The 18,635-nt window shown below is 74.0% G+C and carries 15 protein-coding genes; 8 read left to right on the top strand and 7 right to left on the bottom strand.

The genetic code is table 11. The features are described from left to right. Positions 1–42 precede the first annotated feature (42 nt). Positions 43–1,005 (top strand): TIGR03557 family F420-dependent LLM class oxidoreductase, encoded by a 963-nt coding sequence (locus J7462_RS28905; protein ID WP_219468866.1) that lies wholly within the window; start codon positions 43–45, stop codon positions 1,003–1,005. Between the two features lie 209 nt (positions 1,006–1,214). Continuing rightward, entirely contained in the window at positions 1,215–2,030 is an 816-nt protein-coding gene (locus J7462_RS28900; protein ID WP_255597938.1) for an alpha/beta fold hydrolase, read from the top strand. 448 nt (positions 2,031–2,478) lie between these two features. Here the strand turns inward: J7462_RS28900 and J7462_RS28895 are convergent, their stop codons facing one another. From J7462_RS28895 to J7462_RS28870, 6 genes are all read right to left on the bottom strand, one after another. Further along, positions 2,479–3,339 (bottom strand): endonuclease/exonuclease/phosphatase family protein, encoded by an 861-nt coding sequence (locus J7462_RS28895; protein WP_219468864.1) that lies wholly within the window; start codon positions 3,337–3,339, stop codon positions 2,479–2,481. A gap of 10 nt (positions 3,340–3,349) precedes the next feature. Further along, on the bottom strand, positions 3,350–4,843 hold the full coding sequence (locus J7462_RS28890) for a phosphatase PAP2 family protein (RefSeq protein ID WP_219468861.1): 1,494 nt from the start codon (positions 4,841–4,843) through the stop codon (positions 3,350–3,352). Between the two features lie 82 nt (positions 4,844–4,925). Beyond that, positions 4,926–5,927 carry a YihY/virulence factor BrkB family protein gene (locus J7462_RS28885; protein ID WP_219468857.1) on the bottom strand — a complete coding sequence of 334 codons (1,002 nt, stop codon included), beginning with the start codon at positions 5,925–5,927 and terminating at the stop codon, positions 4,926–4,928. After that, the gene (locus J7462_RS28880) at positions 5,920–6,927 is read right to left on the bottom strand and encodes a diacylglycerol kinase family protein (protein WP_219468853.1); all 1,008 of its coding nucleotides are present in this window, start codon (positions 6,925–6,927) and stop codon (positions 5,920–5,922) included. Before J7462_RS28880 ends, J7462_RS28885 begins: the two co-directional genes overlap by 8 nt. 102 nt (positions 6,928–7,029) lie before the next feature. Next, complete coding sequence (locus tag J7462_RS28875; protein WP_219468850.1) at positions 7,030–7,608, bottom strand: Clp protease N-terminal domain-containing protein; 579 nt, start codon at positions 7,606–7,608, stop codon at positions 7,030–7,032. After that, the gene (locus J7462_RS28870) at positions 7,608–7,844 is read right to left on the bottom strand and encodes an HTH domain-containing protein (protein WP_219468848.1); all 237 of its coding nucleotides are present in this window, start codon (positions 7,842–7,844) and stop codon (positions 7,608–7,610) included. Before J7462_RS28870 ends, J7462_RS28875 begins: the two co-directional genes overlap by 1 nt. 115 nt (positions 7,845–7,959) lie before the next feature. On the opposite strand from J7462_RS28870, the gene J7462_RS28865 reads away from it, so the two are divergent. From J7462_RS28865 to J7462_RS28850, 4 genes are all read left to right on the top strand, one after another. Further along, complete coding sequence (locus J7462_RS28865; RefSeq protein WP_208569914.1) at positions 7,960–8,793, top strand: PP2C family serine/threonine-protein phosphatase; 834 nt, start codon at positions 7,960–7,962, stop codon at positions 8,791–8,793. Between the two features lie 53 nt (positions 8,794–8,846). After that, positions 8,847–9,677 (top strand): universal stress protein, encoded by an 831-nt coding sequence (locus J7462_RS28860; protein WP_219468846.1) that lies wholly within the window; start codon positions 8,847–8,849, stop codon positions 9,675–9,677. A 126-nt stretch (positions 9,678–9,803) separates the two neighbouring features. Next, on the top strand, positions 9,804–12,206 hold the full coding sequence (locus J7462_RS28855) for a phosphoketolase (protein WP_219468843.1): 2,403 nt from the start codon (positions 9,804–9,806) through the stop codon (positions 12,204–12,206). Between the two features lie 73 nt (positions 12,207–12,279). Then, on the top strand, positions 12,280–13,146 hold the full coding sequence (locus tag J7462_RS28850; protein ID WP_219468841.1) for a universal stress protein: 867 nt from the start codon (positions 12,280–12,282) through the stop codon (positions 13,144–13,146). 167 nt (positions 13,147–13,313) lie between these two features. On the opposite strand, the gene J7462_RS28845 is transcribed toward J7462_RS28850, so the two are convergent. Continuing rightward, positions 13,314–15,653, bottom strand: coding sequence for a heavy metal translocating P-type ATPase (locus tag J7462_RS28845; protein ID WP_219468837.1), 2,340 nt, complete (start codon positions 15,651–15,653; stop codon positions 13,314–13,316). Between the two features lie 115 nt (positions 15,654–15,768). Here J7462_RS28845 and J7462_RS28840 point away from each other — a divergent pair, with 115 nt between their 5' ends. After that, complete coding sequence (locus J7462_RS28840; protein WP_219468834.1) at positions 15,769–16,848, top strand: nitroreductase family protein; 1,080 nt, start codon at positions 15,769–15,771, stop codon at positions 16,846–16,848. Between the two features lie 96 nt (positions 16,849–16,944). Beyond that, a complete protein-coding gene (locus J7462_RS28835; RefSeq protein WP_219470809.1) occupies positions 16,945–18,615 on the top strand; it encodes a GAF domain-containing sensor histidine kinase in 1,671 nt (556 codons plus the stop codon). Positions 18,616–18,635: the final 20 nt, after the last annotated feature.

Raw genomic sequence — 18,635 nt, 5'->3', positions numbered from 1 at the left:
GGGGTATCCGGTGACGATCGTCGCCCGGGAGGAGAAACCAGGATGGTCCGCGTCGGCTACACCCTGATGTGCGAACAGACCGGCCCCAAGCAGTTGGTCGACCACGCGGTACGGGCGGAGGCAGCCGGCTTCGACCAGCTGGTCATGTCCGACCACTACTACCCGTGGCTCGACGCGCAGGGCCACTCCCCGTACGCCTGGTCGGTGCTGGGCGCGGTCGCCCACGCCACCAGCCGGGCCGAGCTGATGTCCTTCGTGACCTGCCCGATCCGCCGCTACCACCCGGCGGTGGTGGCGCAGAAGGCCAGCACCATCGGGGTGCTCTCCGACGGGCGGTTCACCCTCGGCCTCGGCGCCGGGGAGAACCTCAACGAACACGTGGTCGGCGGCTGGCCGCACGTGCAGCAGCGGCACGAGATGTTCTCCGAGGCGCTCCAGATCATCCGTCCGCTACTCAACGGCGAGACGCTGACCTTCTCCGGCAACCACTTCGACGTCCCCGACGCCTACGTCTGGGACCGGCCAGGACGCCCCGTACCGATGGCCGTCGCCGCATCCGGACCGTCGTCTGCCGCCCTCGCCGCCGAGTACGCCGACGGCATCGTCGCCACCGAACCCGACTCCCGGATCATCCAGCTCTATGACGACGCGGGCGGCGCCGGGCAGCCCCGCTACGGCCAGGTGGCCATCTGCTACGGCCCCGACGAGGCCGAGTGCCGCAAGATCGTGCACGACCAGTTCCGCTGGTTCGGCAACGGTTGGAAGGTCAACGCCGACCTGCCAGACCCGGATGCCTTCGCCGCCGCCACCCAGTTCGTCCGGGAGGAGGACGTCGCCGACGGTATCCCCTGCGGTCCGGACGTCGAACGGCACGTCGAGGCGTTCCGCGCCTTCGTCGACGCCGGTTTCACGCACGTGGCGATCGTGCAGGTCGGCGGGGACAGCCAGCCGATGTTCCTGGACTGGGCGCAGGAGAAGTTGCTGCCCCGACTGCGCGACCTGTGACCTCCGTGGCGGGTCGGGACGGGTCGCGTACCCGTCCCAATCCGCACCCGACCGGCGTCGGCCCCGGCGCGTTGCGGCGCGCCCTCGCCGCGCCGCGCCCGACGGCCGGCCTGGATCGGCACCCCGCCCACACTCCCGGCCCCGCCCACACGTCCTACCCTGTCACCGCGCCGGGCCCGGAGGTTGCCGGGCCCCGGGTGCGGGCGGCGTTGACAAGCGAGTTCCGTCTCGTCGACCGGCTCCGCACGCACACCCGGCGCTCCGCCGACCCGGTGGACCCCGACACACCCCCCGTGCTGCTGGTGCACGGGCTGGCCGTGTCGCACCGCTATCTCACCCCGCTGGCCGAGACGCTCGGCACCACCCACCCCGTGTACGCGCCGGACCTGCCCGGCTTCGGGCTGAGCGCCCACCCCGGCCACGCCTACGACCTGCGGCAGCACGTCGCCCACCTGCTGGCCTGGCTCGACGCGTACCGGATGCCGCCCGTCTGCCTGGTCGGGCACTCGTTCGGCGCGGAGGTCGCCGCCGCGCTCACCGTGGCCCGCCCCGGAGCGGTCCGGGCACTGGTGCTGGCCGGGCCGACCAGCGATCCGACCGCGCGGTCCCGCCGGGGGCTGGTCGGGCGGTGGCTGGTGGACACCCTGCGGGAGCCGCCCTGGCAGGTGCCGATCCTGTGCCGCGACGTCCTCGACGCCCGGCCGTGGCGGGTCGCCACCACCGTCTCGCACTCGGTACGCCACGCGGTGGAGGCGGACCTGGCCCGGATCACCGCGCCCACCCTCGTGCTCGCCGGGGAACGCGACCCGATCGTGCCGCCCCGGTGGCGTGCCCAGGTCACCCGGCTGGTGCCCGACGCCCGACTGGTCACCGTGCCCGATGCCGCCCACAACGTGCTCACCACCGCCCCGGGCCGGTGGCCGGGGCAATCCGCGACCTGCTCGACCCGAACCCGGGAGGGTGAGCCATGCGCTTCGGTAACACACAGATCCGACCCCTCGGCGGCGGCTTCGGCTGCCTCCTGATGATTCTCTTTTCGGTGCTCGCCTCCATCGCCCTGACCGTCCTGGTCAACCTGCTCCTCTGACGATGGCGGAACCGGCTCGGGTGCCGCACCCCGACGTAGTGCCCCACCGCGCCGAACGACAGGAGGACCGCCGAGCGGCGGCTGCCGCACATGCGGCATGGTGGGTACCACTTGCCCGGAGTAGACATGCCTGCTTGTCATATTTATGCCCCAGCGGCATAAGGGCATGCCGAGGTGGTGGCTCCGCTCCCCCACCGGACAGGGTGCCGCGTCGCCGACCGGACAGAGTGCCCGCGTCGCCGACCGGGCGGGCCACCCAGCCGCAACGGCACCGGGACGAGCGCGGCCAGGGCGGTGACCAGCGCGGCTCGCCGCAAAGAACAGCACGGCTCGGTGCGATGAACAGCACGGCGGCGTGCAGCCGCCAGGCATCCGCGACGAGCCCGTCAGGCCGGATCGAGGTCCAGCTCGGCGACGACCGGGTAGTGGTCGGAGGCGTACTCGGTGTCGCCGCCGCGTACCACGTGGACGTCGCGCAACCGGGCGGCGAGCGCCGGGGTGCCGAGGAGGTAGTCCAGCCGCATGCCGGAGAACTCGACGCCACCGCCGTGCCGGGTCGGCGCGGTCAATCCGACCTCGGCCGGGCCGGCGACGTGGGTCGGATCGGCAGGCCCGCCGACGCGGGGCAGCTCAGGCGGCCCGGCGGCGTGGGTCCAGAGGTCGACCAGGCCGGCGGCGAGCAGCCGGGCCACCGCCCGGGTGTCCACGGTCCGCCCGTCGCGGCGCAGGTGCCGCCGCCGGTACGCCGCCGGCAGCCGGGCCACCCGGTCGGCGTGGTCGGTGCCCGGGTCCAGGGTGTTCAGGTCACCGGCGAGCAGCGCCAACTCCCCCGGCACGCGGCCTACCGCACGGGCGAGCCAGCCGGCCTCGATGCGCCGCCGCAGCCCGGTGTACGGGTCGAGGTGGGTGCCGAACACGGTCAGCGGGCCGGCGGTGGTGGCCAGCTCGACCCGCTGCGCCGCGTGGTGCAACGGCCGACGGACCGGCCCGGCGGAGCGGATGCGCCACGGCGGGCGGACCAGCACCGCCACCGGCTGACCGAAGCAGCTGCGGGCCAGGTGGGGGCGCATCCCCACCCGGTCGGCGAACCCGGCCAGCACCCCCGGCCGGTCGAAGCCGCGCAGCTCCTGCACGGCCAGCACGTCGGGGGCCTGCGCGGTGACGACCCGGCACACCAGGTCCCGCCGGTCGGGGCCGGCCCGGTCCCGACCGCCGGTCCTGATGTTCCAGGTCATCATCCGCAGCACGGTGGCCGGCTCACCCGGGACGGCCGGCCTTGGCCAGCTCGTCGTCCAGCTCGTCGACCTGTTCCGACTCGATCTCGGGCCGGTTGCCCTCGTAGACGTCGGCGTTGGGTCGGATCACCCAGTAGAGCAGGCCGATCCACAGGCCGCTGAGGATGAGCGCGCCCATGAAGTCGGTCGGGTGGTGCATGCCCCGGTACATCCGGGAGACCGCCACCCCGACCGGCATGATCACGGCCATCGCCACGAAGAGCCACCGCCACCAGCGGTCGGTACGGACGAACACGATGATCGCGATGACCAGCCAGAGGCAGGTGGTCGCGGCGATGTGCCCGGACGGGAAGGACGAGGTGGGCATCTGCCCGTCGAGGTTCTCCACCGCCGGGCGGGGCCGGTCCACCACCCGGGCCGAGGCGAGGAACAGGCTCAGCTCGCCGAAGAGCGCCAGCACCACGAAGAGCACCGGCCGCCACCGCTTCCAGATGGCCAGCACCAGCGGGCAGAAGACCAGCGAGACGATCAGGATGGCGTGGGTGTCGCCGAACTTGCTCCACCACCAGCTCAGCTCGGTGAGGAAGTCGGTGTGCCGGGCGGCGAACCAGCGCGGGACGTCGGTGTCCAGGGTCTCGAAGATGGTGCCCTTGGCGTGGTAACTGACGTAGCTGCCGAAGGCGTAGAGCGCGCCGAAGACGATCACCCAGCCGACCAGCAGCTCGGCTACGGCGGAGCGCGGGTGCTCCAGCACGTGCTCCTCGGCCGGGGCGGGGGTGATCTTGTCACCGGCCTCCGGTTCCAGCCCCTCGCTCAGCGACGACACCGGCCGGCCACGCTCGCGCCGCCACAGCCGGAAGGCGTACGCGGTGACACCGAGCCAGGCCGCGCCGAGCAGCCAGCCGCCGATCACGTCGGAGACGAAGTGCACGCCGAGCGCGATCCGGGTCAACCCGATCAGCGCCACCAGCACGGCGACGATGGCGATCGCCGGCTTACGCCAACGGGGCGCCATGGCGGGCAGGAAGACCAGCAGCAACGCCCCGTACGCGACGAACGAGCCGAGCGCGTGCCCGCTGGGGAAGCTGTTGCCGGGTGCGCTGGCCACCGGGACGTCGACCACCGGGCGGAGCCGGCCGACCAGGGCCTTGAGCGACGGGTCGAGGATCAGCCCGCCCACCCCGGTCACGATCAGGTAGACCGCCAGCCGGGACTGGCGACGGATCAGCAGGGTGACCACGGCGATCGTGACCAGCCAGATCAGCACCGGTCGGCCACCCAGGTCGGTGACCGCCTGGAGCACGGTGACCAACGCGTGGTGCGGCGCGACGAGCCCGTTGAACCATTCGGCCGCCTCGTGGTCGGCGTGGTACATCGGGCTCCACTTGAACCGGACGAGCATCAGCAGCAGCCCGAAGGCCACGCCCGCGCCGGCCACGGCCAGCAGGCCGGCGACGCTCCGTTCGGCGAAATGGCCGAGCGGCCGTCGGGCCGTCGTGTCCTTGACCGCGGTCACCCCGCACCTCCCTGCGTCAACGTGGCGAGGCGCGCTGTACCCGATTCTGCCGTCCCGTACACGCCCGTCCGGTGTGGCGGGCTCAGAGTGCGGTCATGTCACCGGTGTCGAGCAGTTCCTCCCGCTCGGCCTCGGGCTCCCACAGGTCCGGCTGGGCCGGCTCCGGAGCGCCGATCCGCATCGCCTCCAACTGGGCGGCGAACGACAACCCGCCGAACAGCGCCATGCCGGTGAGGTTGGCCCACAGCAGCAACGCCATCATCCCGGTCAACGCCCCGTACGTCTGGCCGAAGCCGCCGCTGAACTTGACGTACGCGGCGAGCAGCAGGCTGGCCAGCCACCACAGGGCGGTGGCGATGCCGGCGCCGAAGTAGAGCCAGGACAGGCCGGGCTGCTTGCGTCGGGGCGCGTGCCGGAAGATCACCGCCACCGCGACCACGGTCAGCACGAGGCTCAGCGGCCAGCGCACCACCTCCCAGAGGCCGGCGGCGAGATCACCCCACTCGTAGTGGCGCTGCACCGACTCGCCCATCGCCCCGCCGCCGACCAGGATCAGGAACCCGGCCAGCGCGGGCAGGCCGGCGACCACGGCGAGCACCGCCGCGCGCAGGTACTTCCACAGCGCGGGGCGGTCCCGTTCGACGCCGTAGATCCGGTTGGCGCCGCGCTCGATCTGGGCCATGGTGGTGGTCAGCGCCACCAGGCCGGTGATCAGGCCGAGGGTCAACGCCAACTCGCCGGTGCTCTCGGTGCGGTCCCCGTCGCCGAGGAGATCCTGCACCACCTGCTCGCTCTGCCCGGGGGTCAGCGCCAGCACGGTGTCGGCGACCACCCGGCCGCCCTCCTCGACACCCAGGTCGCTGATCAGGCCGGTGAGCGCGATCAGGAACGGGACCACGGCGAGGCAGAGTTGCAGGGCGAACGCGCGGGAGTGGCTGAACCCGTCGCCGTAGCGGAACCGGATGAACGCGTCCCGCAGCAGTTGCCAGCCACCGAGCCGGCGCAGCGTACGCCAGGCGTCGTCGGCGGAGAGTGCGTCCGACGCCATCAACCGGGTCTCGGGGACGAGCTTGGTGCTACTCACGGCGGGCTTCCTCGATCAGCTTCTCGCCGCGCTGCGCCGCCGCGTCGGCGTCGTACGCCAGATCCGGGTCCTGGGCCGGGCGCGGCACGCAGAGCCAGAGCGACCCGGGTCTGATCTCGGCGGTCAGGGTCCGCCCCGGTGCGATCAGGTCGCCGTCGAGCTGCCGGGGCTGGGCCCGGTTGCTGGTGATGACGACCTTGCGGGCCCGCTGGACCTCCATCTGCGGGACGCTGCCCTGCCGGCGGACCAGTGCCCAGCCCATGGTGAGCCAGTGCCGCAGCGTACGCGGGGTGAGCACGGCGACGTCGAGCCAGCCGTCGTCGGGCTCGGCCTCGGTGAGCAGGCGCACCCCACCCTGGAGCCGCCCGACGTTGGCGATCAGCACGGAGCGGGCCCGGCGACGCATCGGCGGCCGGTCGTCGATGCGGATGGTGACCCGCATCGGCCGGTCCCGCAGGTGTTTCGCGGCCCCCACCACGTACGCGGGCCAGCCGATCCGGGCCTTGGTGGTCTCGGAGGTGTCCGCCAGCATCTGCGCGTCGAAGCCCATCCCGGCCATCACCGCGAAGCACCGGTCGTCGACGACGCCGACGTCGAGTCGGCGTCGTCCGCGCTCGACGGCCACCTGGAGGCCGGCGGCCAGGTCGTTGGAGAGCCCGAGGTTGGCGGCGAGCAGGTTGCCGGTGCCCTGGGGCAGCACGGCGAGTTCGACGTCGGTGCCGGCGAGCGCGGTGACGCAGGCCATCACGGTGCCGTCGCCGCCGCAGGCGAAGACCAGCTCGGCCCCGGCGGCGACGGCCTGCTCGGTCTGGCCCCGGCCGGGGTCCTCGGCGGTGGTCTCGTACCAGGTCGGGGCCGGCCAACCGGCGGCGGCGAGCGCCTCCTCCACGGTCGCGCGGAACTCGTCGAGATCAGTCACCTTCGTCGGGTTGACCACCACCGCCGAGCGCGGGGCGCGGTCGCCGTCGGTCACCGTACGCTTCTGCTCTGCACCGTCCACGGCGTCAGTGTGCAGCACCCCGGCCGGGTCAGCGACCCGACGACGACCGACGTTGCATTGACCGCAAACAGGTTTGATCCGGGTTGGGACCTACCCGACCGGTCAGGCCGCCGTCCGCAGCGCCAACTCGACCCGTCGGCGCAGGTCGTCGAGGTCCACGCCCGCCTCGGTCAGCACCACCGCCCCCAGGCCGCCACCCTCGCGGAGCACGCCGAGCAGTAGGTGTTCGGTGCCGATGTGCCGGTGCCGCAGCCGGAGCGCCTCGCGTAGCGCCAACTCCAGCACCTTGCGGGAACGGGGCGAGAAGGGCCCGCCGACCGGCCGGCGCAGCCGCCACCGTCGACGTGGGGCCGGGACCGCCTCGCGCAGGGCGTCCGGGCCGAAGTTGTCCTCGATCCGGGCGACGATGGCCGCGAGGTCGATGCCGATCTCGCGCAGCGCGGCCGCGTCCGCCTCGCCGAGCCCGAGCCCGCCATCACCGACGTGCCGCCGGATCCGGGCGCGCAGGTCGTCGGCGTCGACGCCGGCGGAGGTGAGCACCCGGCTGGCGAGCGCATCGGTGTCGGCCAGGACGGCGAGCAGCAGGTGTTCGGTGCCGACGGGACGTCGCCCGTCGCGCTGGGCCTGTTCGACCGCGCTCCGGACGACGGCGCGGGCCCGATCGGTGAACCGCTCGAACATCATTCCTCCCAGGTTCCTCGGACCGCCGGTCGCCCGGCGTGCTTCTTGTGGACCGCCTGCCGGCTCACCTCGAGCGCGTCGGCGATCTCCTGCCAGGACCAGCCCTGCCGTCGGGCGTTGTCCACCTGGACCACCTCCAGCCGTTCGAGGAGCCGACGCAGGGCGAGCACCGCGCGCAGGCCGACCCGGGGGTCGGTGCTGCCGGCGGCTGCCGCGAGTTCCGTTGCCCGACTCATGCTGTCAACTTACGTTGACAATTCGGCCTTGTCAACCATAGTTGACGCACCCGACCTGCGCCGACACGACGCCGGACGCCCCGGTCCAGGCCCGCGACGGTGCTACCGTCCGCTGGTGTTCCGTCGCCGCACCACCGACCAGCCCATCGAGGCGGCCCGCCGGCTGCCCGTCGGCCGGATCGAGTGGGAGATCGCCGGCGGCACCGTGGCCGGTCACCGCTACTCGGCCAACTTCGACGTCCTGCACGTCGACCCGGAACTACCGTTCGCGGTGGTCGTCGACGGCATGGGCGAGGGCGAGGGCAGCCGGGTCGCCGGCAGCACCGCGCGGGACACGCTGCGCGAACTGGTCCACGCCGGCTGGCCGGCCGTCGGCCCCCGCGAGCTGCGCGCCGCCGTCACCGAGGCCCAGATCCGGGTACGCCGGGCCGGCGCCGCCGTCGACGAGCTGGCCGGCTGCACGCTGACCGCGCTGCTCGCCGCGCCCGACGGCGAACTGGCCTGGATCGTCCAGCTCGGCGACTCCCGGGCCTACCGGCTGCGCGACGGGCTGCTGGAACTGGTGACCGTGGACCACACGATGGCCTGGCTCGGGGTGCTGCACGGCTGGTGGCCGGCGAACTCCCGGGAGGCGTCCCGCGCCCGCTACCAACTGCTGCGTTACCTCGGCCACCCCGACCGGCCCGACCCGGACCTGCTCGGGGTGCCGCTGCGCCCCGGCGACACCTGGCTGCTCTGCACCGACGGGGTCAGCGACCAGCTCGACTACCACCGGCTACGCGAACTGCTCGCCGAGCCGGACCCGACCCGGGCGGTACGCGCCCTGCTCGCCGCGAGCCTGGCCGAGGGCGGCAGCGACAACGCCACCGCCGTCGTGCTGCGCGTACACCCGGGGACCGGACCGACCCGTCCGGCTGATCGGGCTCCACCGCCCCCCCGGCGCGACTAGCGTCGGTGGGGACGGCGCGGGGCGTAGGTGCGGGCGCCCGGGAGGTGAACCGGATGACCGGGTCCACGGGCGGGCCGGTGGTGGTCGGTGTCGGGCCGGCGCCGACGGACCTCACGACGGTCCGGCTGGCCGCCCGGGAGGCCGCCGCGCACGGCCGGGACCTGGCCCTGCTGCACGCCTTCGACTGGGAGGCCGCGTTGGCCGGCCCGTCGGTCGCCGGCAGCCGCGACGCCGCCGAGGAACTGGTCGCCCGGGCCGCCACGGCCGCGAACGATGTCGAACCAGGGCTGCCGGTCAGTGGGGAGATCGTCGAGGGGGCACCGGTCGAGGCCCTGATCCGCCGTTCCGGGACGGCGTTCCTCGTGGCCATCGGGGACGGCGGGATGGCCGGCCGCGGCGGCTGCGTACCCGCCGACGCGCCCGCCGTGCAGCTCGCCGCCCGTGCCGGCTGCCCGGTGCTGGTGGTCCGCCGCGACCCACCGCCCCCGGGCCCGGTGCTGGTCGGCGTGGACGGCTCGCCCAGCTCCCGGGCCGCGCTCGCCTTCGCCTTCGGCTGTGCCGCCCGCCGCCGGGCCCGGGTCATCGCGGTACGGGTGATCGAGCCGGGACGACCCGACGACGGCGACGACGTGCTCGGCACGCTGGTCGGCCAGGCCCGCCGGCACCATCCGGACGTGCCGGCGGAGTGCCACACCGTACGCGGCGATCCGGGGACCGTCCTGGTGGAGCAGTCCCGGTCGGTGCAGGTGGCGCTGGTCGGCGCCCGGGGCGACCAGCCGGGGCGGGGGATGCTCGGCGAGGTGAGCCAGACCCTGCTCTACCACGCGCCCGCGCCGGTCATCGTCGTCCGTGGGTTGGTTTCCGCCGGGGCGGGCGGGGCATGACGACCCGGCGAGGGCGGGACCAACGGCCCTGACCGGTGACCGGGCAATCACGAAGACTGGGTCTGCCCGGGGCGAATCGGCGCTTCCGGGTGCAGAACTCCCCGACCCGCGAGAGGCTTTGGCAGCATGGACACCGCTCTCGACCTGCACAGCCCCCTGACCGACGACGAGCTGCGCCGGCTGGACGCCTACTGGCGGGCGGCGAACTACCTCACCGTCGGGCAGATCTACCTGCTCGACAACCCGCTGCTGCGCGAGCCGCTCGCCCCCGAGCACGTCAAGCCCCGGCTGCTCGGCCACTGGGGCACCAGCCCCGGCCTGAACCTGCTCTACGCCCACCTCAACCGGGTCATCGTCAACCGGGACCTGTCGGCGATCTTCGTCACCGGCCCCGGCCACGGCGGCCCGGCGCTGGTCGCCAACACCTGGCTGGAGGGCACCTACAGCGAGCTGTACCACTCGGTGAGCCGTGACGAGACCGGCATGCAGCGGCTGTTCCGCCAGTTCTCCTTCCCCGGCGGCATCCCGAGCCACGTCGCACCGGAGGTGCCGGGCTCGATCCACGAGGGCGGCGAGCTGGGGTACGCCCTGAGCCACGCCTACGGCGCCGCCTTCGACAACCCGGACCTGCTGGTGGCCTGCGTCATCGGCGACGGTGAGGCGGAGACCGGCCCGTTGGCGGGCAGCTGGCAGTCCAGCGTCTTCCTCAACCCGGCCCGCGACGGCGCGGTGCTGCCCATCCTGCACCTCAACGGCTACAAGATCGCCAACCCGACGGTCATGGACCGGATCCCCACCGAGGACCTGCTCAACCAGATGCGCGGCCACGGCTACCAGCCGTACCTGGTCGCCGGGGACGACCCGACGCAGGTGCACCAGCTCCTCGCGGCCACCCTGGACCGGGCCTGCGACGAGATCGCCGAGATCCAGCGGGTGGCCCGCTCCGGCGGCCACGTCGAGCGCCCCCGCTGGCCGATGATCATCCTGCGGACCCCGAAGGGCTGGACCGGCCCGGCCCAGGTCGACGGCAAGCAGGTCGAGGGGACCTTCCGCGCCCACCAGGTGCCCATCGCCGAGGTGCGCGACAACCCGGAGCACCGGGCCGAGCTGGAGCGCTGGCTGCGCAGCTACCGTCCGGAGGAGCTCTTCGACGCCACCGGCGCCCCGGTCGCCGAGCTGACCGCGCTGCCGCCCAAGGGCGAGCACCGGATGAGCGCCAACCCGGTCACCAACGGCGGGCGGGTGCTGCGGGACCTGACCCTGCCGGACTTCCGCGACTACGCCGTCGACGTCAAGCAGCCGGGTGAGCCGGTGGTCGGCGCGGCCGGGGTGCTCGGCACCTGGGTCCGCGACGTGATCACCGCCAACCCGCAGACCTTCCGGCTGTTCGGCCCGGACGAGGTCGCCTCCAACCGGCTCGGTGCCGCGTTCGAGGTCACCGACCGGGCCTTCGACGGCCGGATCGAGGCCACCGACGACCACCTCTCCCCCGACGGCCGGGTGATGGAGGTGCTCTCCGAGCACCTCTGCGAGGGCTGGTTGGAGGGTTACCTGCTGACCGGCCGGCACGGCATCTTCACCAGCTACGAGGCGTTCATCCACATCGTCGACTCGATGGTCAACCAGCACGCCAAGTGGTTGAAGGTGACCCGGGGCATCCCCTGGCGGGAGCCGATCGCCTCGCTGAACTACCTGCTGTCCAGCCACGTGTGGCGACAGGACCACAACGGTTTCTCGCACCAGGACCCGGGCTTCATCGACCACGTGGTCAACAAGAAGGCCGAGGTCGTCCGGGTCTATCTGCCGCCGGACGGCAACACCCTGCTCTCCACCATGGACCACTGCCTGCGCAGCCGGCACTACATCAACGTGGTGGTGGCCGGCAAGCAGCCCGCCCCGAACTGGCTGACCATGGACGAGGCGGTCCAGCACTGCCGGCGCGGCCTGGGCATCTGGGACTGGGCCAGCACCGACGACGGTCAGGAGCCGGACGTGGTGCTCGCCTGCGCCGGTGACGTGCCGACCCTGGAGACCCTCGCCGCCGCCGACCTGCTCCACCAGCACCTGCCCGAGCTGAAGGTGCGGGTCGTCAACGTGGTCGACCTGATGCGGCTCCAGCCGTCGTCGGAGCACCCGCACGGCCTGCCGGACAACGAGTTCGACACCATCTTCACCCGCGACAAGCCGATCATCTTCGCCTACCACGGCTACCCGTGGCTGATCCACCGGCTCACCTACCGCCGGGCCAACCACGACAACCTGCACGTGCGCGGCTACAAGGAGGAGGGCACCACCACCACGCCGTTCGACATGGTGATGCTCAACGACCTGGACCGCTTCCACCTGGTCATCGACGTCATCGACCGGGTGCCCGGCCTGGCCGCCCGCGCCGCCCACCTGCGGCAGGAGATGGTCGACACCCGGCAGGCCTGCCGCGACCACACCCGCCGCCACGGTGAGGACGACCCCCGGGTCGCCGAGTGGCGCTGGATCCGGGAGACCCAGCCGCAGCAGCTCGACGGGCAGTGACACCTCCGGGGTCCGTGGTGGGCCGGTCACCGGCCGGCCCACCACGCCCCACCAGCCAGGAAAGGACGAGACGATGAACTCCGACGAGATCCTGGTCGGCTACGACGGTTCCGCCGACGCGGGCGTCGCCGTGGACTGGGCGCTGGCCGAGGCGCGGCGCAGCGGACGCCCGGTCCGGCTGGCGTACGTCTTCGAGTGGATGACCGTCGCCGGCTGGGTCGGCCCGGGGGTGGCCCCCGGGGTCTGGCCGGACGACGACGCCCGACGGCAGGTCGAGGAACTGGTGCACAAGGCCGCCGCGGACGCCACCGCCGCCTGGCCCGGCGTCACCGTGCACGGCGAGGTCTTCGACGGCCCGCCCGCGCTGGTGCTGGAGGAACGCTCCGCCGAGGCCGGGCTGCTGGTGCTCGGCAGCCGGGGCCACGGCGGCTTCACCGGTCTGCTCGCCGGCTCCACGGCGGTGTCGGTGGCCGCCCACGCGCACTGCCCCGTGGTGGTGGTGCGGGAGGCGCAGGCCAAGGTCGACGGGCCGGTGGTGGTCGGCTACGACGGCTCCGATCAGGCCGTCACCGCGCTCGGGTTCGCCGTGGAACGGGCCGCGCAACGCGACGCCCCGCTGCGGGTGCTGCGGGCCTTCGAACCGCCGGACGACCGCTGGCGGCCCTCCGACCCGGACGCCGAGGCCCGGCTCGCGGCGGACCGGGCCGAGATCGACCAGGCCCTCGCCGGGTGGCGGGAGACCTTCCCGCAGGTGCCGGTCACGGTGGAGATCGCACCGGCCCGGCCGGCCGCCGCGCTCGTCGAGGCGAGCCGGGACGCACAGCTCGTGGTGGTCGGCAGCCGGGGACGGGGCGGGCTGCGCGGGATGCTGCTCGGCTCGGTCGGCCAGCAGCTCATCCAGCACGCGCACTGCCCGGTAGCGGTCGTCCGCGAACGCTGACCACCCCGACCGGGGCGGCTTTGCGTGATCAACTTGCGGGCCGATGTCGCGGTGTCCCGAACGACCTGACACCGCGACATCGGCGGCCGAGGGCCGCGAGGGCGTGGCGGCGTTCCGCGAGCGGCGGGACGCCGCCTGGGTACCGACGGTTTGAGCCGGCGAGTGGATCAGGACCCTGGGGTGGGCGGGGCGGGATCGAGGGAAAGGTAGTCCTCCTCTTCCCCGGCCAGGTGCAGGCGCAGCACGGCGTCCAGTCCGTAGAGGCTGGCGAGCAGGTCGGGCACCTGGTCGGGGCGCAACCGCCCGTCGGCCCGGGCCAGGTGACCGCCGATCCGGTCCACCAGCCCGTGGATCTCCACGTGTTCCCGACTCATCGTGGCCGTCGCCTCGTCGCCGCCCAGCGGGCCGGCCAACGCCGGATAGAGCTGCCGCTCCTCGGCGTCGGCGTGCGGCAGCACCTCGTCGGTCAGCCGCCGGTGCGTGTCGCGCAGCGCCGGCAGGCACCCCTCGGCGGTCGGCCGGGTCGCCACCAGGTCGGCGGTGTCACGTACCCGGGCGAGCACGTCGCGTACGCCGGCATGCTGGCCGGCGTACCGGTCGAGCAGGGCGCGGGTGGTCGGCGGCACGTCCCGACGGCGCAGCCCACCACGCAACGCCCGCAACGCGTTGAGGATGACCAGCACGTCGATGCCCTCCTGGAGGAAGGCGCCCGCCACCGGCGGCAGCCGACCGGCGGCGGCGACCAGCATCGCGAGCACCGCCAACCCCATCCCGACGGCGGCGCTCTGCACCGCGATCCGGCGGGCGTGGCGGGCGATCTCGACGGCGTCGGCGAGCCGGTCCAGCCGGTCCACGGTGATCACCGCGTCGGCGACGTCCGCCGACGCGGTCGCCCCGGTCGCCCCCATCGCCACCCCGACGTGCGCCGCCGCCAACGCGGGCGCGTCGTTCACCCCGTCACCCACCATCACGGTGACCGCCCGCCGCGACTCCCGCCGGACCCGGTCCACCTTCTCCTGCGGCGAACAGCGGGCCAGCACCTCGTCCACCCCCACCAGCCGGGCCACCTGCTCGGCGGTACGCGGCCGGTCCCCGGTGAGCAGCAGCAACCGGGACAACCCGGCCTCCCGCAGCCGGCGTACCGTCCGGCGGGCATCGGGACGGACCGGGTCCGCCAGCAGGATCGCGCCGAGCGGGCCCTGGTCGCCGCTCACCCACACCGTCGACCAGCCGGCCAACTCGGCCCGGTCCCGGGCCAGCTCCGCCCAGCCGGGCAGGTCACCACCGAGCTGCCCGACCCGCACCAGCCGGCCGTCGACCCGGCCGCTCACCCCGCGCCCCGGCTCCTCGGTCACCTCCGTCGGCGTGGCCAACGCCAGCCCCCGCTGGCGGGCCTGCCGCACCAGCGCCACGGCCAGCACGTGCGGGGAGAGCTGCTCCACCGACGCGGCCAGCCGCAGCACCTCGTCCCGGTCGCCGCCGGGAGCGACCACCGTCTCCGCCGCCCAGGGCCGGCCCGCCGTCAGCGTGCCCGTCTTGTCGAGCAGCAGGGTACGGGCCCGGCCGAGCAGCTCCAGCGAACCACCGTCGCGCACCAGGACACCCCGCCGGGCCACCCGCGACAACCCGGAGACGATCGCGATCGGGGTGGCCAGCAGCAGCGGACACGGCGTCGCCACCACCAGCACCGCGACCGCCCGGACGAACTCCCCCGACCACACCCCGGCCACCGCGGCCAGCACCAGGGTGAACGGGACGAACGCCGCCGCGTACCGGTCGGCGAGCCGTACCGTCGGGGCCCGGTGGGCGGTCGCCTCCCGCGCCAGCCGGACGATCCCCGCGTAGGTGCTGCCCGCCGCGTCCCGGGTGGCCCGCAGACCCACGGCGGCACCGGCGTTGACGACCCCGCTGGGCACCTGTTCCCCGGCGGCCCGGCCCACCAGTTGCGACTCCCCGGTCACCACCGACTCGTCCAGCATCGCCGGGGCCGTCAACACACCGTCCACCGGCACCACGTCCCCCGGCCCGACCAGCAGCTGGTCACCCACCGCGACCCGGTCCAGTCCGATCACCTCGACGCCCCCGTCGGGGGTACGCCGCCGTGCCCGCCGGGGTGCCCGCTCCAGCAGGGCACGCAGGTCGCGGGTCGCCCGCCCCTGCGCGTACGCCTCCAGTGCCCGCCCCGTCGCCACCATCACCGCGATCACCGCACCGGCCAGGTACTCCCCGACGAGCAGCGCACCGGCCAACGCCAGCACCGCGATCACGTCCACCCCGAACCGCCGCCGCCACAGCTGACGCAGCACCGCCCAGACCGCCGGCACCAACGCCACCAGGGTCGACGCCGCCCAGACCACGTCGGCCGTTCCCCGCCGACCGGCCGCCCACAGGACCGCCCCGACCAGCACCGCCCCGGCGAGCAGGGTCAGCGGCGTCCACTCACGCCAACGCGCCCGACGCCGGCCGACCGGTCGCCCCGGAACGCACTCCCGCTGTTCCGTGCCCACCTGCGGATCGTCCCAACGGCACCGCGTCAGTGGCGCCGAACGGGAAAACGACAGGCCGAAGTGCCCGTCCGGGTGGGACCTGCCGCCGTGTCCGTACCGGGGCGGACGGGGCAGGATGGGACGGTATCCCCGCCCGTGGACCGACCGGGTGGGGCACGATGGGAGAAACGGAAAGGTCGTGCCGATGAGCCACCAGACGCCCGCGACGGACCGCCCGCTGACCACCGCGCTCGCGGAGGCAGCCGCGACGGCCGGCCACGCCCCGTCGGTGCACAACACCCAGCCGTGGCGCTGGCGGGTCCTGCCGGACGCCCTGGAACTGCGGGTGGTCCGGGACCGGCAGCTCACCGCCGCCGACCCGGAGGGCCGCCTGCTGGCGCTCAGCTGCGGCGCGGCCCTGCACCACGCCCGGGTGGCGTTGGCGGCCGAAGGCTGGACGGCGGTGGTCGAGCGGCTGCCCGACCCGCAGCAACCGGACCTGCTGGCCCGGTTGACCGGCCTGACCCCTGCCGGGGCCGACCCGGACGCGATGCGGCTGGTGCAGTGCATGCAGGTCCGGCACACCGACCGCCGGCCGGTCAGCGACGAGCCGGTGCCCGCCGAGGTGGTCGACGACATCACCCGCGCGGCGGACGACGAGGGCGCCCGGTTGCAGATCCTCGACGCCGACCAGGTGATGGAGCTGGCCGCCACCGCCTCGCACGCCGGCACCGTGGAGGCGGAGGACCCGCAGACGCGCGAGGAGTTGCAGTACTGGACCCACCGGGCCGACACCGGCACCGGACTGCCGCCGGAGGTGCTGCCGCAGGACCAGCCGCAGACCACCGTCCCGGCCCGCGACTTCGGCAGCCCCGGCAACCTCCCGGTGGGGCCGGGGCACGACAAGGCCGCCGTCTACGGGCTGCTCTACGGCGACGAGGACGAACCGGACAGCTGGCTGGAGGCCGGTGAGGCACTCTCCGCACTGTGGCTGACCGCCACCCGGCACGGGGTGTCGGTGGTGCCGCTGTCCGGCGTGGTCGAGGTGCCCGGCACCCGGCAGAAGCTGCGGCAACTGCTCAGTGGGCTCGGCTACCCGTACCTGGTGCTGCGGATCGGGCTCGCGGACCCGGCGCACGCCGGCCCGCCGCACACCCCGCGGCTGCCGGCCGCGCAGGTGGTCGACACCTCCGCGGTACGCGACCAGCGGTCCTGACGATCTCGTGCCGGGCGGTCACCGGGCGCTAAACTCGCCCGCGTGGCCGCCAGCACCCCTGCTTCCCGCAATGACCATCCGGTCCCCTCGTTGGGGCTGAGCCCGTTGTCCCGGGTCCGCCTCGACGAGCTGCTCCAGGAGATGCTCGACCGGGTCGGCGACGTGGTGACCAGCCGGGAGCGGCTGCGGGCGCTGCTCGACGCGGTGGTCGGCATCGGCACCGACCTCGACCTGCGCAGCACCCTGCGACGGATCGTGCAGGCGGCCTGCGAGCTGGTCGGTGCGCGTTACGGCGCGCTCGGCGTGATCGGTCCCGACCGGCTGTTGCACGACTTCATCACCCACGGCATCGACGCCGAGCTGCACGCGAAGATCGGTGACCTGCCGCACGGGCGGGGGGTGCTCGGCCTGCTCATCGACGAGCCCCGCCCGGTCCGCATGCCCGACATCACCCAGCACCCCCAGTCGTACGGCTTCCCGCCGAACCACCCGCCGATGCACAGCTTCCTCGGCGTGCCGGTGCGCATCCGCGACCAGGTCTTCGGCAACCTCTACCTGGCCGAGAAGCAGGGCGCGGCGGAGTTCACCGAGGACGACGAGGAGATCGTCGTGGCGTTGGCCGCCGCCGCCGGGGTGGCCATCGAGAACGCCCGGCTCTACGCGCTGGCCCACCGTCGGGAACGCTGGCTGGCCGCGACCGCCGAGATCACCTCGGTGCTGCTCGGCGAGGTACGCCGGACCGACGCGTTGACCCTGGTGGCCCGCCGGGCCCGGGAGGTCGCCGAGGCGGAGCTGGCGCTGGTGCTGCTCTACGACGACGACGCCGGGCAGTTCACCGTCGAGGTGGTCGACTCCGCCGACGGTGACGCCGACGGGCTGGTCGGCGCGCTGCTGCCGGCCAGCGAGACCAGCTTCGCCGGCTCGGTCACCGAGCGTCGCCGGGAACTGCTCGACAACCTGGCCGAGGCGGCACCCTGGCCGGTGCCGGTGGTCGCCGGCCCGGCGGTGGTCTCCCCGCTCGCCGCCGCCGACACCCTGCACGGGGTGCTGGTGGTGGCCCACCGGCCCGACGCCGGCCGGGCCGCCGACGCCGACGTCACCCTGCTGGCCAGCTTCGCCGGCCAGGCCGCCCTGGCCATGGAACGGGCCCGGGGCCAGGAGGAACGGGAACTGCTGGTGGTCCTGGAGGACCGCGAACGCATCGCCCGGGACCTGCACGACGTGGTGATCCAGCGGCTGTTCGCCACCGGCCTGCAACTGCAGAGCGGCGCGATGCACGCCCGCCCCGACGTCGCCAAGCGGATCAACGCGGCCGTCGACGACCTCGACGCCACCATCCGGGACATCCGCCGCACCATCTTCGAGCTGCGTACCCCGATGAGCGCGGCGCTGCGTACCGAGATCCGGGAGGCGGTCGACGTGGCCGCCGGGTCGCTCGGCTTCCGCCCCGCCGTCGAGTTGGACGGGCCCATCGACAGCGCCGTGCCGGAACCGGTCCGCCCCGACCTCACCGCCGTGCTCCGTGAGGCGCTGTCCAACGCGGTACGCCACGCCGAGGCCAACCGGGTCGCCGTCGCCGTCCGGGTCGACGCCGGCCGGGTCACCGTGACGGTCACCGACGACGGGGTGGGCTGTGACCCGGCCGCCGCGCGGGGTGGCCTGGTCAACCTGCGCGAACGCGCCGAACGGCACGGCGGCGAGTTCGAGGTACGCCGGATCGAGCCGCACGGCACCCAGCTCTACTGGTCGGTCCCGCTGCGCGACTGACCCCCGGGCGGCCGGGGTCG

Origin of the sequence: Micromonospora sp. RL09-050-HVF-A (assembly GCF_019374995.1) — a bacterium.
Taxonomy (GTDB): domain Bacteria; phylum Actinomycetota; class Actinomycetes; order Mycobacteriales; family Micromonosporaceae; genus Micromonospora; species Micromonospora antibiotica.
The sequence above is the reverse complement of the archived record's forward strand: the minus strand, read 5'-3'. Positions and strand labels throughout refer to the sequence as shown.

What these genes read in the sequence shown, in the direction of transcription:
- J7462_RS28905 (WP_219468866.1), top strand. Translation starts at nt 43, where the DNA reads ATGGTCCGCGTCGGCTACACCCTGATGTGCGAACAGACCGGCCCCAAG.
- J7462_RS28875 (WP_219468850.1), bottom strand. Translation starts at nt 7,608, where the DNA reads ATGTTCGAGCGGTTCACCGATCGGGCCCGCGCCGTCGTCCGGAGCGCG.
- J7462_RS28870 (WP_219468848.1), bottom strand. Translation starts at nt 7,844, where the DNA reads ATGAGTCGGGCAACGGAACTCGCGGCAGCCGCCGGCAGCACCGACCCC.
- J7462_RS28860 (WP_219468846.1), top strand. Translation starts at nt 8,847, where the DNA reads ATGACCGGGTCCACGGGCGGGCCGGTGGTGGTCGGTGTCGGGCCGGCG.
- J7462_RS28855 (WP_219468843.1), top strand. Translation starts at nt 9,804, where the DNA reads ATGGACACCGCTCTCGACCTGCACAGCCCCCTGACCGACGACGAGCTG.
- J7462_RS28850 (WP_219468841.1), top strand. Translation starts at nt 12,280, where the DNA reads ATGAACTCCGACGAGATCCTGGTCGGCTACGACGGTTCCGCCGACGCG.
- J7462_RS28840 (WP_219468834.1), top strand. Translation starts at nt 15,769, where the DNA reads ATGGGACGGTATCCCCGCCCGTGGACCGACCGGGTGGGGCACGATGGG.